The sequence below is a fragment of the Sediminibacterium sp. TEGAF015 genome (assembly GCF_025997995.1).
In the GTDB taxonomy this organism is placed as follows: Bacteria; Bacteroidota; Bacteroidia; order Chitinophagales; family Chitinophagaceae; genus Sediminibacterium.
Genome location: NZ_AP026683.1, coordinates 1,121,596 through 1,135,440 on the forward strand (window position 1 = coordinate 1,121,596; position 13,845 = coordinate 1,135,440).

At 39.5% G+C, this 13,845-nt stretch carries 14 protein-coding genes; 3 read left to right on the forward strand and 11 right to left on the reverse strand.

Annotated elements, in window-relative coordinates:
* Positions 1–22: 22 nt before the first annotated feature.
* From TEGAF0_RS05020 to TEGAF0_RS05065, 10 genes are all read right to left on the reverse strand, one after another.
* Entirely contained in the window at positions 23–328 is a 306-nt protein-coding gene (locus TEGAF0_RS05020; protein ID WP_264900572.1) for a DUF952 domain-containing protein, read from the reverse strand.
* Positions 328–1,326, reverse strand: coding sequence for a chorismate synthase (locus TEGAF0_RS05025; protein ID WP_264900574.1), 999 nt, complete (start codon positions 1,324–1,326; stop codon positions 328–330). Before TEGAF0_RS05025 ends, TEGAF0_RS05020 begins: the two co-directional genes overlap by 1 nt.
* Before the next feature lie 20 nt (positions 1,327–1,346).
* Complete coding sequence (gene aroA, locus TEGAF0_RS05030; RefSeq protein WP_264900576.1) at positions 1,347–2,645, reverse strand: 3-phosphoshikimate 1-carboxyvinyltransferase; 1,299 nt, start codon at positions 2,643–2,645, stop codon at positions 1,347–1,349.
* 15 nt (positions 2,646–2,660) lie between these two features.
* Positions 2,661–3,680, reverse strand: coding sequence for a 3-dehydroquinate synthase (gene aroB / locus TEGAF0_RS05035; protein WP_264900578.1), 1,020 nt, complete (start codon positions 3,678–3,680; stop codon positions 2,661–2,663).
* Position 3,681: 1 nt separating this feature from the next.
* On the reverse strand, positions 3,682–4,767 hold the full coding sequence (locus TEGAF0_RS05040) for a bifunctional 3-deoxy-7-phosphoheptulonate synthase/chorismate mutase type II (RefSeq protein WP_264900580.1): 1,086 nt from the start codon (positions 4,765–4,767) through the stop codon (positions 3,682–3,684).
* 23 nt (positions 4,768–4,790) lie between these two features.
* Positions 4,791–6,485, reverse strand: coding sequence for a DEAD/DEAH box helicase (locus tag TEGAF0_RS05045; protein WP_264900582.1), 1,695 nt, complete (start codon positions 6,483–6,485; stop codon positions 4,791–4,793).
* Between the two features lie 51 nt (positions 6,486–6,536).
* Positions 6,537–7,376 (reverse strand): prephenate dehydrogenase, encoded by an 840-nt coding sequence (locus TEGAF0_RS05050; RefSeq protein WP_264900584.1) that lies wholly within the window; start codon positions 7,374–7,376, stop codon positions 6,537–6,539.
* Between the two features lie 22 nt (positions 7,377–7,398).
* Positions 7,399–8,562 carry a pyridoxal phosphate-dependent aminotransferase gene (locus TEGAF0_RS05055; protein WP_264900586.1) on the reverse strand — a complete coding sequence of 388 codons (1,164 nt, stop codon included), beginning with the start codon at positions 8,560–8,562 and terminating at the stop codon, positions 7,399–7,401.
* Positions 8,563–8,576: 14 nt separating this feature from the next.
* A complete protein-coding gene (locus TEGAF0_RS05060) occupies positions 8,577–9,449 on the reverse strand; it encodes a prephenate dehydratase (protein WP_264900588.1) in 873 nt (290 codons plus the stop codon).
* Positions 9,450–9,841: 392 nt separating this feature from the next.
* Positions 9,842–10,021 (reverse strand): hypothetical protein, encoded by a 180-nt coding sequence (locus TEGAF0_RS05065; protein WP_264900589.1) that lies wholly within the window; start codon positions 10,019–10,021, stop codon positions 9,842–9,844.
* Between the two features lie 144 nt (positions 10,022–10,165).
* Here TEGAF0_RS05065 and TEGAF0_RS05070 point away from each other — a divergent pair, with 144 nt between their 5' ends.
* Positions 10,166–10,732 (forward strand): RNA polymerase sigma factor, encoded by a 567-nt coding sequence (locus TEGAF0_RS05070; RefSeq protein WP_264900591.1) that lies wholly within the window; start codon positions 10,166–10,168, stop codon positions 10,730–10,732.
* 41 nt (positions 10,733–10,773) lie between these two features.
* Positions 10,774–11,880, forward strand: a complete 1,107-nt coding sequence (locus tag TEGAF0_RS05075) for a S1C family serine protease (protein WP_264900592.1) — start codon at positions 10,774–10,776, stop codon at positions 11,878–11,880.
* Between the two features lie 117 nt (positions 11,881–11,997).
* Here the strand turns inward: TEGAF0_RS05075 and TEGAF0_RS05080 are convergent, their stop codons facing one another.
* Positions 11,998–12,897: a nucleotidyltransferase family protein gene (locus TEGAF0_RS05080; RefSeq protein WP_264900593.1), complete on the reverse strand. Its 900-nt coding sequence runs from the start codon at positions 12,895–12,897 to the stop codon at positions 11,998–12,000.
* Between the two features lie 57 nt (positions 12,898–12,954).
* Here TEGAF0_RS05080 and TEGAF0_RS05085 point away from each other — a divergent pair, with 57 nt between their 5' ends.
* A complete protein-coding gene (locus TEGAF0_RS05085) occupies positions 12,955–13,839 on the forward strand; it encodes a 1-aminocyclopropane-1-carboxylate deaminase/D-cysteine desulfhydrase (protein ID WP_264900594.1) in 885 nt (294 codons plus the stop codon).
* Positions 13,840–13,845: the final 6 nt, after the last annotated feature.

Below are 13,845 nucleotides of genomic sequence, written 5' to 3' on the forward strand. Positions count from 1 at the left end.
TTTATTTTCAATCACTTATAAATTAAATAGGAGTAACGGCAACCACAGCATCCAAGTTCAATTGGCCATGGATATGTGGGAACAATTCGTTAATAGATCCTGCCAATTCAAAAATAAGGGGTCTTTCTACCTTGTCTTTTTGTATGGTAAGTTTTACCAGACCAGTCCTGCCCTGATAGTATCGATCAAGTACCCCAGCAACCTGATCTTCTGTGCTGCAATGCATAAATCCTTCAGAAGCAAGAGTATCTGCTTCATAAAATCCCTTTTGCTTAGCTTCTTCCCATTGGGTCTGCGTAGTAATATGATAGATAAATTCTCCTTTCATTAGATCGTTCTTTTCATTTTTTGTTCTAAAAGCATCAAGTCGGTCAACACCATTGCCGTAACCGCTTCCAATACAACCGGAACCCTAAGCGCTATGCACAAGTCGTGCCTCCCCTTTATGGAAAACGCTTCCATTTCATTGGATTCCCAATTTAAAGAAAATTGTTCTTTTGGCGTAGAAGATGTAGGCTTAATGGCAATTCTGAAATACAAGTCATTCCCATTGGTAATACCCCCTACTATTCCACCGGCGTGATTAGTTTTTGTTTTACCCGAAGCATCTATAATTGCATCATTGTGCTCTGTTCCCAACATAGCAGCTGCAGCAAATCCAGCACCAAACTCAATGCCCTTTACAGCAGGTATAGCAAATACCGCATGACTGATCAAAGACTCAACTGAGTCAAAAAAATGTTCCCCCAATCCAATCGGCAAACCTGATGCACAACAACCAACAATCCCCCCCACACTGTCTTTGGCGTCAATCGCTTTTTGCAATCCAGCTTCCATATCTGGCAAACCAGCAATACTTTCAATTGCAGCTTTTACCTGAATTCCGTGATGACTTAATAATTTTTTGGCAATCACACCAGCTGCTACCAAACAAACCGTCAAACGACCGCTGAAATGTCCTCCTCCCCTAAAATCTTCGTAGCCTCTGTATTTATGATGTGCTGTAAAATCTGCATGTCCGGGTCGGGGAACAGCTCGGTGCTTTTCATAATCCTGACTCTTGGTATTGTTGTTTTCAAAAAATATGGCTATTGGTGCACCAGTTGTTTTTCCATTGAAAATACCAGACTTGAATATGGGCAGATCGTCTTCCTTCCGGGGAGTCGTCCCTTTCTGAATCCCTCCTTTTCTTCGTTCTGTATCCACTAAGAAATCTTCTACGTTTAGGGGTAAACCCGCCGGACATCCATCTATTACGAGTCCTACAGAAGCCCCATGGGACTCCCCAAAAATCTGCATTGTAAAGATTCTGCCAAAAGCGTTCACGATTCTACTTTTTTAAAACTTTAGTTTTCGGTTATGTTTAAATCTACACTTAATTGTTGCAAGTGCATAAAAAAATCAGGGTAAGATTTATTGATGGCATCTGCCGCTTCTATTGTTACCGGACCAGTTGCTTTCAACGCAGCTACCGCCGTTGCCATCGCAATCCTATGATCATGATGAGAATGAACAGTCGCAGCTTTTAATGGATGTAACTGAGTCCCCTCCTGCATCCCTTTTACAATCATCAAATCGTCCTGCAACTGAATTTCTACCCCTAATTTGGCAAACTCAGACTGCAGGCTCATTGCCCGGTTGCTTTCTTTGTGTTGCAATCGGCTTACTCCTTCAATCACTGTAGTTCCTTCACAATAAGCAGCTAAAGCTACCAGTGGGGGGAATAAATCGGGACAATCGGTTGCATCAAAATGAAATGCTTTTAACGGCAGCGGTCTTACATCAATCTGATGTTCTTGTATAGAAAGTCCAACACCGGCATCCGAAAGCGCCTGTAGGATTTTTTTATCCGCTTGGGTAGAAAAAACATTCAGCCCTTTCACCGTTAAACCACCGGCAATTGCTCCTGCTACCAATAAAAAGGCAGCACCACTCCAATCTCCCTCTACCTTATATTGCAAATTTGATTTTTCCTGCGAAAAACCTTTTCCTGTGAACTCAAATTGCTGATAGTTATGATTGATAATGCTAACACCAAAAGCTTCCAAGACTTCCAGTGTAAGATCTATATAAGGTTTACTTTTTAAATCGAGTACAGTTATACTAATCGTATTGGCTCCTGCTGCTGCAAAAGCCATCAACAACCCGGTTAAAAACTGCGAACTCAAAGAACCATCAATGGTTATATTAGCGGGAATCAACGGCCCCTGAATTTGTAAAGGCAAAAATCCATCATGGGATATTGTATCAACACCCAGCTGCGGCATTACTTCATCAAAAAAATGCATGGGACGTTTCAGCAAACTACCTGAACCATTAATGGTAAGTTGTTGCTGACTCAGTGCCGCAATAGGGGTAAACATCCGGATACTCAATCCACTTTCACCGCAATGAATAGTATTAGATAAGGGAGCAATCCCACCGGATTCCACAAGCATTGATCCATTTTCCAACCAGCTGATCTTTGCTCCTAATTTTTGAATGATATCGATGGCTGCCTGATCATCAAAACTATTTCCTGGATTAATTATTTCCGTTTTGCCAACATGCAATAACGCTGCAGCGCAAGCACGCTGCATACAGCTCTTACTGGCATTGGCCTGAATATTCCCCTTTACTGAAGATGGATGAACCCTAACAATCATCTTTTCCCTAACAAATTAAAATTGTTTAAAAATGGCTTTCAATTGTTCAATACGCAGGGGTTGTACAATCCCTTTACCAACTTTCTTCAGTAGTATATATTGAATGGTATCATCAGCTCTTTTCTTATCCTTCAAAAGTACTTTGAATGCCTTCTCAGCATCAAAACTTGCAACAGTTGGCAAGCCATAACGATGTAGTAATTGAATGATTTCTTCACCTGATCTGAGCAACATTAACTGTTGAGACATCAATGTGGCATAGGTCATCCCAATACTAATGGCTTCACCATGACTTAACTCATACATATTTTCGATAGCATGTCCTAGTGTATGACCAAAATTCAAAAGCTTTCTTTCACCGGTTTCAAACTCATCTCCCTGTACCACTTTTATTTTTATGAATGCATTGCGTCTGATTAGCTGTCCTAATAATAATGGCTGTTTTCTGTATTTTGCAATAGATTGCTGAGAAAGCTCCGCAAACATTTTCGAATCTTTAATGCAGGCATGTTTAATGATTTCTGCAAATCCATTCTGCCACTCTTTTAAGGGTAGTGTTTTTAAAAGGCTGTAATCATAAATTAAAAATGAGGGTTGACGAATCAGACCCACCATGTTTTTATACACCCCTACATCAATTCCATTTTTGCCTCCGATGGCTGCGTCTACCATGGCCAGTAATGAGCTGGGGATATAGCCAACTTTTACACCGCGCATAAATATCCCTGCTACATATCCTGTAATATCGGTAACAACACCTCCCCCAAACCCAATCAGCGTTGTCTGACGATTGGCACCCATCGCTATCAACTGATCAACAATCATGTCAACAGTTTGCTGAACTTTATATTGTTCGCCGGGTTTTAATACAATAGTATTATAGCCCTTTAGTTTTCGCTGATGCGCTTTTAACAGATTTTCATCGGTTATAATAACAGCCTTTTCTCTTGACACGATTTTTTCCAGCACATCAAAAGGCGCATCAAAATAAAAATCAGTCTGACTTCCTGAAAAAAGAATTCGCTTCTTCTGCATACTAGGCGTTCATGATTTTATTCTGGTGATTGATACTTTCCATATGAACAGCATCAAAATACTTAGTAATAAACTCCTGACTCAAACCCAGCTGCGCTCCTTTTACAAAAGCTCTTTCAAGAATAGCATTCCAGCGATTGGTCTGCAAAATGGTGATATTGTTTTCTTTTTTATACTGACCAATTTTATCTGCTACTTTCATTCTTTGTCCCAACAATTGCATTAGCTCATCATCCAACTGATTAATTTGTGCTCTCATCTTATCCATTTGCACATGCAGTTCTTCTGAAATAATGTCTTCTTTTCTCCAAATCATCTGATCAATCATCTGGCTCAGAACTTCAGGTGTAATCTGCTGCTTTGCATCGCTCCACGCATTATCCGGATCAATATGACTTTCTACAATTAGTCCGTCAAAATCGAGGTCAATTGCTTTTTGTGCTACTTCCTGTAAAATGTCACGACGTCCGCAAATATGTGAAGGGTCATTAATCATCAGCATTTCAGGAAAACGTCTTTTCATTTCAATTGCCAGATGCCACATTGGTGCATTGCGGTATTCCGTATTTCCATAAGAACTAAATCCTCTGTGAATCAAACCAATATGCTTAATACCCGCCTTAGCAACCCTTTCAGCTGCCCCAATCCATAATTCAAGATCAGGATTAATCGGGTTTTTAATTAATACAGGCACATCCACTCCTTTCAATGCATCGGCAACATCCTGAACACTGAAAGGGTTTACTGTTGTTCTGGCTCCAATCCACAATACATCAACCCCAAAATGCAAAGCATCTTCTACCTGTTTCCCAGTAGCCACCTCAACAGCAACAGGCAAACCACTTAACTCTTTTGCTTTTTGCAACCAAGGCAATCCCTTAGTTCCTACGCCTTCAAAACTTCCCGGACGGGTTCTGGGTTTCCAGATACCTGCTCTTAAAATATCTACTTTCCCTGTAGCTGCCAATCGGGTGGCAGTTGCTAGTACCTGTTCTTCTGTCTCAGCACTGCAAGGCCCGGAAATAATTAAAGGGCGCTTTGCTAAAACGGTTTGAATATTGGCTTCCTGTTGTAATGTCTGTTCCATAATAATTGATCAGTTTAAAAATATTATCTACGGCCTCCGCTATCCGCATCATTCATACGAATACTTCTTCCTTTGTATTTTTTTCCATCGAGTGAACGAATCATTTGCTGAGCTGCAGATTTTTCAATCTCAATCCAGCTGTTCATGTCCTTCATATCTATTCTTCCCAACACATCTTTTTTCAAATCACTCATGTCTAGGATAAACTGAAGGAAGCTGGCTTTGTAAAAACCGTCTTTGGTTCCTAAGTTTACAAATAACCTGCTGTACCCTCCACCAGATTTATATTCTTTACGACCATCGCCACGACCAGTATCTCTTACACTTTCTCTTCTGCTAGCTCTGTTTTCACCACGATCGTTTGAATCACGTTTTACGGATCGGTCTCTTTCCCTGATATTTAAATCTTCAGAGTTTTCATAGTATTTAAGGAAGCGATCAAACTCCATAGCGGCCACTCTCTTTAAAACATCTTCCTTACTTACTTCTGCAAATTTTTCGGCCAGCATTGGCACATAGGTTTCGTAATCGCCATGGCTTATATCTGCAGACAACAATTTATCCATGAAGAAGAAGAACTGCTTTCTGCAAACGTCTTTTCCAGATGGGATATCCAGTTTGCTGAACTTACAGTTATTGATTCTTTCAATTTGTTTCAACTTGTAAGTTTCCTTCGCATGCACAATCGAAATACAAATTCCGTGATGTCCTGCTCTCCCGGTTCTTCCGCTTCGATGCGTATACACTTCCACATCATCTGGCAATTCAAAGTTGATAACATGGGTAATTCCCTGTACATCAATACCACGGGCAGCCACATCTGTTGCAATCAACAACTGCAGACTTTTATCTCTGAACTGTCCCATTACTTTATCTCTTTGACCCTGGGTAAGATCTCCATGCAATGCATCAATATCGTATCCCTCTCTGGTTAGTCTTTCAGAAATTTCCTGTGCATCAACTTTAGTTCTGGTAAAAATGATTCCATAAATACCAGGATTAAAATCAATAATACGCTTCAGGGTTTCATAACGATGATGTGCAGTAGTTACATAATACTGGTGATCAATACTTTTATTGGCAGTATTAACTTTCCCAACAGTAACTTCCTTCGGATCATTCATGTAACGCTTACTCACTTTTCTGATTTCAGGCGGCATAGTGGCACTGAATAACCAGGTACTGTTTCGCTTGGGCGTATTTTTCAGAATAAATTCAATGTCTTCCTGAAAACCCATGTTTAACATTTCATCTGCCTCATCCAACACTACATAGCTGATTTGCTCCAGGTTAATGGCTTTGCGCTCAATCAGATCAATTAATCGGCCCGGTGTTGCTACAATAATCTGCACCCCCTTTTTCAAATCACGGATTTGTAAGCCGATGGAAGCACCTCCATATACTGCTACAACCGAAATGCCGGTCATATATTTCTTAAACAACTCAATTTCCTTCACGATCTGAAGACATAACTCTCTGGTAGGACATACTACCAATGCCTGTGGATATTTCGCTGCTGCGTCTATAATGTGTAACAAAGGGAGTCCAAATGCGGCTGTTTTCCCCGTGCCGGTTTGCGCCAAACCGATAAAATCAGTGGTCCCGCTTAATAAAACCGGGATCGCCTGCTCCTGAATTGCGGTTGGGTTCACATACCCCAACTCTGTGGTTGCTCGAATTAAACGCTCGTCAATTCCCAACCCTTCAAATGTAATCATGTAATCTAAAATTTGTGCAAAGTTACTCTATATATAGGGCTTTGCGGTGTTTTACTTAAGTATTCTCCTTATTCCATTGGCATTTTCAATCAATTCTTTCAAATATTCGTAATTCTCTTTTTCTAGGCAGGCCTTGAATTTCCTTAGCTGGCTAATATGTTCATTCAGCACATCCAGTACATTATCCCTGTTTTGCATAAAGATGGGGACCCACATATCGGCGTTACTTTTTGCCAATCTAACCGTACTTTCAAATCCCCCACTCGCCAGTTCAAAAATGGCATCTTCTTCTCTTTCTTTTTCAAGGACTGTATTCGCAAGGGCAAAAGAAGTAATATGTGAAATATGACTGATATAGGCTACGTGCATATCATGCGAATCAGCTTCCATATATACCAGATGCATTTGGAGTAATGCATACATATCTCGTACCATTCGCAGCGCATCGTCATCGGATTGTTCAGCATTACAGATGACGGTAGCTTTCTGAGAAAATGCATTTTTGACTGCAGCATCAGGTCCACTGTTTTCTGTACCCCACATGGGATGCGTTGCCACGTATCTTCCCCTTTTAGGATGCTGGGCTACCAGCTTGCATAATACCGACTTGGTAGAACCCACATCAAATACAACCTGACCATTCACCAGATCAAGAACCTGGGGCAATATTTTTTCTGATGCGTTAATGGGAGTTGCAAGTATGATTAAGTCCGATTGTGAAACAGCTTCTTCCAGCGGTAAACAAAAATCAGCAAGGCCCAACTCAATGGCACGTGCAGCGTGCTCCATATTGGATTCAACTCCAATCACACTGGAAGCAAACCCCTTTGCCTTCAAAGACAAGGACATTGACCCCCCTATTAACCCCAGTCCTATTATTGATACAACCATCTTTATTTGCTTTAAACGCTATTTATTTTTCACTACCCGTTATTCTACGAATTGCCTGATCAAATTTTTCAACAGACCCGCACAAGCTGACTCTTACAAAACGATTTCCGGCTGAGCCAAATATGCCACCAGGTGTTATGAAAACACCTTTATCGTAGAGCACTTTATCACTCAATTCATAACCGTCTTTCATTGCATCAGGGATGCTTGCCCATACAAACATTCCTGCCTGTTCTTTACTGTATATACAACCTAAATAATCCAATAATTCAAAAACCTTTTTTCTTCTTTCAGCATAAATACCATTGATTTCATCGTACCATCCCTTACCCAGTGATAAAGCCGTTGCAGCTGCATATTGAACAGGTAAAAACATACCACTGTCCATATTGCTTTTAAAAGTGAGTACTTCATTAATTCTATCCGCGGCTCCACATAACATGCCTACTCTCCATCCCGCCATATTCTGGCTCTTACTTAATGAATTTAGCTCAAGGGCTGTTTCCATTGCACCAGGAACCTGCAGTATGCTAAGCGGTTGGTCATTCAGGATAAAACTATAAGGATTGTCATGGCATATGAGGATTTGATTGCGTTTTCCAAAATTGATGATTTCCTTAAATAGTTGTTCAGTTGCCTGCTGACCAGTTGGCATATGCGGATAATTAACCCACATCATTTTCACTTTACTTAAATCTGTTTTTTCCAATTCAGCAAAATCAGGAATCCAATGATTTTGTTCTTTCAGTTCATAATATACCGGAGTTGCACCCGCCAATTTAACCGCGCTTGTATAAGTTGGATAACCTGGATTCGGAACCAGTGCTTCATCCCCCTCCCCTAAATAAGTCATACAGATATGCATGATTCCTTCCTTACTTCCCAACAGAGGAAGCACTTCGGTATCAGGGTTCAATACCACATGGTACCAGTTATTGTACCATTCGGCTATTGCATTTCTTAAAACAGGCAAACCCTTATAAGACTGATAAGCATGAGCATCCGATAGCTGAGCTTTAGACTGTAATGTTGCTATTACACTCGGATGTGGAGGCAAATCCGGGCTTCCGATTCCTAGGTTAATAATGCTTTTTCCAGCCTTATTCAACTGATCAATTTCTCTCAGCTTCTGAGAAAAATAATATTCTCCGATGCCATTTAACCGCTTTGCAACTGTTCCTTTCATGGTCTTCCTTCTGTTTAACCTTTTATTAATTTTCCTTTCTTATAAATACCAAACACTTTTACATTATTGGTTGTGTCCTGAATTTTCAAAAGCATTTTTTCAAACTGCTTGATTTGCTCAAATTCCATATCCGCATAAAACCCATATTTAAAATGACTACCCGGGATAGGCATGCTTTGCAGCTTACTCAGATTAATTCCTGTAGAAGCAACCTGGGTTAAGACTTTTGACAATACCCCCTTTGTATGATTGGTCTGAAAATAAATAGAAGCTTTATTGGCCTCTTTTACCTGCGGGGCTTCTTTGCTTCTTTTCAAAATCAGAAAACGGGTAATATTGTTTTTCTGGGTCTGAATATCTGGTTCCAAAATCTGCAAATCATTAATTTCTGCTGCCAACTTACTGGCAATTGCTGCCACATGTTTACAATGGTGTTGTTTAACATATTGGGCGCTTAATGCTGTGTCTTCTGTTTCTATTAATTTGAATGAGTGTTGCTCCAGAAAATCAAGGCACTGCAGCAATGCCATAGGATGACTATGCACTTCTTTAATGTCTGAGAGTTGTACTCCCTTATTGACCAATAAATTCTGACTAATAGACAAATAGACTTCTCCCACAATTGTCAAATTTGCTTTCTGAAGTAAAGAGTAGTTTGGCAGAATACTTCCTGCAATTGAATTTTCAATTGCCATTACCGCACCATCAGAAACTTTACTATCCAAAGCAAGTTTAACCAACTCTCTAAAAGAAGCACAGGGAATTACAGAAACATTCTTGCCAAAAAATTTCCTAGCAGCAACCTGATGAAAACTTCCCTCATAGCCTTGAATGCAAATACCTTTTTGCGAATCCGGAGATGATATTTTTTTATTGGAAGAGGACATTTATTGTTCGTGTTTTGATGATTGTCTTTGGTATAATGAAAAAAAAATCCCGGCGATTTGCCGGGACCTATATTTTGAGTTTACAACTTTACGCGATAACAAAACGGACCCGGCTCCTTTTTCCAAAGTAGAAATAAAAGAAAAAATAAAACCAGTTGTTAAATGCCATTTGCATGAATCAAATATAAACATTCAGTTGAATGCAAAAAAAGATTTTCTGAAAAAATAAACTAGGGTTAGTTAGTTTTTACTGAAAGACACTTAAAAAAAATAAGCCCCTCCGTGGAAACGGAGCGGCTTCTAACGATTGCTTGCCATATGAAATTCTTAGGTCTGTTGTTCCTGATCTGCAAGCCAGATACACGGGATCACTTCACCAACAGACAATTCAATTACTTCTTAGTTGTATCAACAGCAGGAGCAGCAGTAGTATCTACAGTTGCAGCAGTTGTGTCTACAGTTGCAGCAGCAGTGTCTACAGTTGTTGCAGTAGTGTCAGCAGCAGCTTCTTTGTTTTCTCCAGCGCAAGATGCGAATACGCCTAATGCTAAAACGAATAATAATTTTTTCATTTTTTTTCTTTTTAAGTTTGAATGATTACTGATTAATACCCGGATGAATAAAAAGTAACCCGACAAAATCCTTTTTTTTGAAAAAAAATTTTTAGCCCTATTTTGGGTTACTTTTAATCGACAAACGTATTAAAGACACAGACAGTGAAAGGAGATACGAACGAACAAGCACTACTAAAAGGTCTGGCTCACAACGATTCAAAGGCAATAGAAATCATATATAAAGAAAATTTTAATATGATTCAGTCCTTTATTCTGAATAACAATGGGAGCTATGACGAAGCCAGGGATATTTTTCAGGAAGCAATGATTGCTTTATATGAGAAGTCTCAGACTGATTCTTTTGTGTTGACTTGTCAGATTAAAACCTACCTGTACTCGGTTTGCAGAAGACTTTGGTTAAAAAGACTCCAGCAAATGGGAAGATATACCGGATCGATAGATGGATTTGAAGAAACGGTAGCCGTTGAGGACGATTTGGAAAACCATGAAAAGAGAAACGCAGAGTTTGCTATCATGGATCGGGCGCTAAACAGTTTGGGAGAACCTTGTAAAAGCTTACTACAGGGCTATTATCTCAAAAAAATGGATATGAACGCTTTAGCTGCTGAATTTGGTTATACCAACGCAGACAATGCCAAAAACCAGAAGTACAAATGCCTGATGAGATTGAAGAAACTTTTCTTTTCACAATATAATATTGGTGAATAATTTTTAAAGAAGGAAGCACCTGACAAAAGAACTGAACCTTGATGGACGATTTTTTATTACTAGACGCAATTGAAAGATACCTCAGTGGCGAAATGAGTGCTGAAGAGCGCAATTATTTCGAAAATCTGAGAAAAACCACTCCGGAGATAGACCAGATGGTGGTGGAACATAATATGTTCCTTCATCAGATTGCGGACTATGCAGCTAATATTCAGATTAAACAAACCCTGCATGAAACGCACCAGCATCTGCTGGAAAGAGGAGACCTGAATGAAGGAGGGGCTCTTAGTCCAAAAGGAAAAGTAATTCAATTTTGGAATAAGTATAAAAGAGTTACCGCCATTGCAGCATCTGTAGGTGGTGTGATTGCCCTGTTTATCAGTGGCCTGGCGATGTATTTTTCTACCTCAGTAAATGATCCAAAACTGGAGCAGCTGGGTAAAGACCTGGAAGTAGTAAAGAAGAACCAAGAAGCTCAGGTAAATATCATCAATGAAGTAACTTCAAAAATACCAACAAACGCAAGATTATTAAGCGGAGGTTCTGGATTCCTGGTAGATCCCAAGGGATACATTGTTACCAATGCACATATTTTAAAAGGAACTGGTGCTATTGTTGTAAACAGCAAAGGCGCTGAATTCAAGTCTTCCATTGTATTAATAGACCACGACAAAGATCTGGCAATTTTAAAAATCAATGATGAAGAATATGAATCTGTAAAATCCATTCCCTACAGCATACAGAAATCCAACTCCTCACTGGGTGAAGAAATTTTCACACTCGGTTACCCAAGAAATGAAATAGTATATGGAATGGGATACCTAAGTGCTAAAACTGGATTTGACGGGGACTCCCTTTCTTATCAAATTCAGATAAGTGCCAATCCTGGTAACTCAGGGGGTCCAGTCTTTAACAAGAATGGAGAAGTGATTGGTGTGCTAAGTACCAGACAGGCTCAGGCAGATGGAGTTGCTTTTGCAGTAAAGTCTAAGAATATTCATTCTATTATAGAAGACCTGAAAAAATCAGATACGGCTTTCAGAAAAGTAAAACTACCCGCTAAGTCTACACTTAAAGGAGTGGAAAGAAAAACACAGATTAACAAAGTAGAAGATTGTGTTTTCTTTGTAAAGGCATACACAAAATAAAGGGCTTACAAAAGATACTTCAGTAGTACATACAAAAATCCCGATCAGCATTGATCGGGATTTTTTATATATCCATTTCAGAAATGATATTGAAATAACCTCTTAAGACCAGGCAAATTATTTCCAAAGTGAGGAAGGATACACTTTAGCTTCCACCAAAGCATTAATTGCTGCCTGAACGCCGGGAGCATCTTCTTTATACGTAACCCCGAACCATTGTGCAGAAGTAGGAAGAACTTTTAAAACACCCTTTCCGGATTGAATAAATTCATTTGCTGCATACGGAATAAAGAATTCAGACTTTAATTCCTGACCCTTTAATTGCAAAAATTCGGTGAACATGTCTTCACACATATCAATGAAATCAGGTGAAAAACAGAAATAGTTCATACTAACCAGACTATTTCCAGGCAATGGATGCTTACCCGTTTCGTCTTCATAGATTATTTCTCCGTTCTCGCGATAGATTTTTGTTCTTTCGTTAATTGCAGTAAGGTTCTGATTAGCATCAGCTGTACAAACACCTCGGCTTACACTTCCGTTTTCACTTAAGGTTTTCTGCAATTCATAACCTACCAAGGCAAAAGTGGAAGCGTTACACTGGTTATTTAAAAAATCAACGGCCTTATCAAATGCATCTCTACCATAATAGTCATCTGCATTTATTACAGCAAATGGTTCATTCACCTTTCCTTTGCAGCAAAGTACGGCATGTGCAGTGCCCCATGGCTTTGCTCTGTCAACAGGAATAGGATACCCGTTAGTATAAGCCTCAAGGTGCTGGTATACATAGTCAGTAGCAATTTTTCCTGCAAGCTTGGGTTCAAAAATAGATTTGAATTGTTCTGCAAACTCTTCCCGGATAATGAAAACAACTTTTCCGAATCCAGCTTTGATAGCATCATAAATGGAATAATCCATTATGGTTTCTCCATCAGGACCAAATGATTGTATTTGTTTCATGCTTCCGTATCTACTGGCCATGCCAGCTGCAAGAATAACTAGGGTAGGTTTCATAGTTTTATTTTACAATTCAAAGTTAAAACAATTAACATTGCAACAATTCATCATAATATGATTCCTGACATAAATCATATACGATTGGACAGATTTCCTGCTAAAAAAGGCAACGACGTTCTATTGTCTGTACTAAGAACCGATTTAATCCACCCGGTTATCAGTGGCAATAAATGGTTTAAACTTCATTTCTACCTGGCTGATGCGTTAAAAAAGGGGTATAAAACGGTTGCCAGCTTTGGTGGCGCTTATTCCAACCATATTGTTGCTTTGGCAGCAGCAGCTAAACTGAGTGGACTGAAATCAATAGGCATCATCAGAGGCGAAGGAGGCAACTCTCCCACTTTATTGGAAGCAGAACAGTGGGGGATGAAAATCAGACATGTATCCAGAGAAACTTATAAAGAAAGAGCACATATAATAGCTTCTTTTCCTGACCAGGAAGAGATCTATTGGGTTGATGAAGGAGGCTATGGTATCCTGGGAGCAAAAGGCGCATCGGCTATTTTATCTGTAAAAGACTGTAGCGAATTTAGTCATATTTTATGCGCTTGCGGAACAGGAACAATGACTGCCGGATTAATCATGGGAGCCAATGAAAATCAGAAAATAATCGGGATCAGCGTTTTAAAAAACAATACAGCCTTAGAGGAAAGCATTGCCAAACTATTGCCCGAAACACTGCACAAGCGTATTGAATGTATACATGAATATCATTTTGGCGGTTATGCCAAACATCCCGGAGTGCTCACAGATTATATGAATGATGTATTCCTTAGAACCGGTATCCCTACAGATATTGTATACACCTCCAAACTATTCTACGCAGTTGAAGATTTGATTGAAAAGGAATATTTTAGGAAAGGAACAAATGTATTGCTTATTCACAGCGGCGGTTTACAAGGCAACAGAAGCCTATCCAAAAACACCCTCTGCTTCTAGCCAGTT

Bases quoted from the DNA above. Each gene is read 5' to 3' on its own strand.
- TEGAF0_RS05020 (WP_264900572.1), bottom strand. From the start codon at position 328: ATGAAAGGAGAATTTATCTATCATATTACTACGCAGACCCAATGGGAA.
- aroA (WP_264900576.1), bottom strand. From the start codon at position 2,645: ATGATTGTTAGGGTTCATCCATCTTCAGTAAAGGGGAATATTCAGGCC.
- aroB (WP_264900578.1), bottom strand. From the start codon at position 3,680: ATGCAGAAGAAGCGAATTCTTTTTTCAGGAAGTCAGACTGATTTTTAT.
- TEGAF0_RS05040 (WP_264900580.1), bottom strand. From the start codon at position 4,767: ATGGAACAGACATTACAACAGGAAGCCAATATTCAAACCGTTTTAGCA.
- TEGAF0_RS05045 (WP_264900582.1), bottom strand. From the start codon at position 6,485: ATGATTACATTTGAAGGGTTGGGAATTGACGAGCGTTTAATTCGAGCA.
- TEGAF0_RS05050 (WP_264900584.1), bottom strand. From the start codon at position 7,376: ATGGTTGTATCAATAATAGGACTGGGGTTAATAGGGGGGTCAATGTCC.
- TEGAF0_RS05055 (WP_264900586.1), bottom strand. From the start codon at position 8,562: ATGAAAGGAACAGTTGCAAAGCGGTTAAATGGCATCGGAGAATATTAT.
- TEGAF0_RS05060 (WP_264900588.1), bottom strand. From the start codon at position 9,449: ATGTCCTCTTCCAATAAAAAAATATCATCTCCGGATTCGCAAAAAGGT.
- TEGAF0_RS05065 (WP_264900589.1), bottom strand. From the start codon at position 10,021: ATGAAAAAATTATTATTCGTTTTAGCATTAGGCGTATTCGCATCTTGC.
- TEGAF0_RS05075 (WP_264900592.1), top strand. From the start codon at position 10,774: ATGGACGATTTTTTATTACTAGACGCAATTGAAAGATACCTCAGTGGC.
- TEGAF0_RS05080 (WP_264900593.1), bottom strand. From the start codon at position 12,897: ATGAAACCTACCCTAGTTATTCTTGCAGCTGGCATGGCCAGTAGATAC.
- TEGAF0_RS05085 (WP_264900594.1), top strand. From the start codon at position 12,955: ATGATTCCTGACATAAATCATATACGATTGGACAGATTTCCTGCTAAA.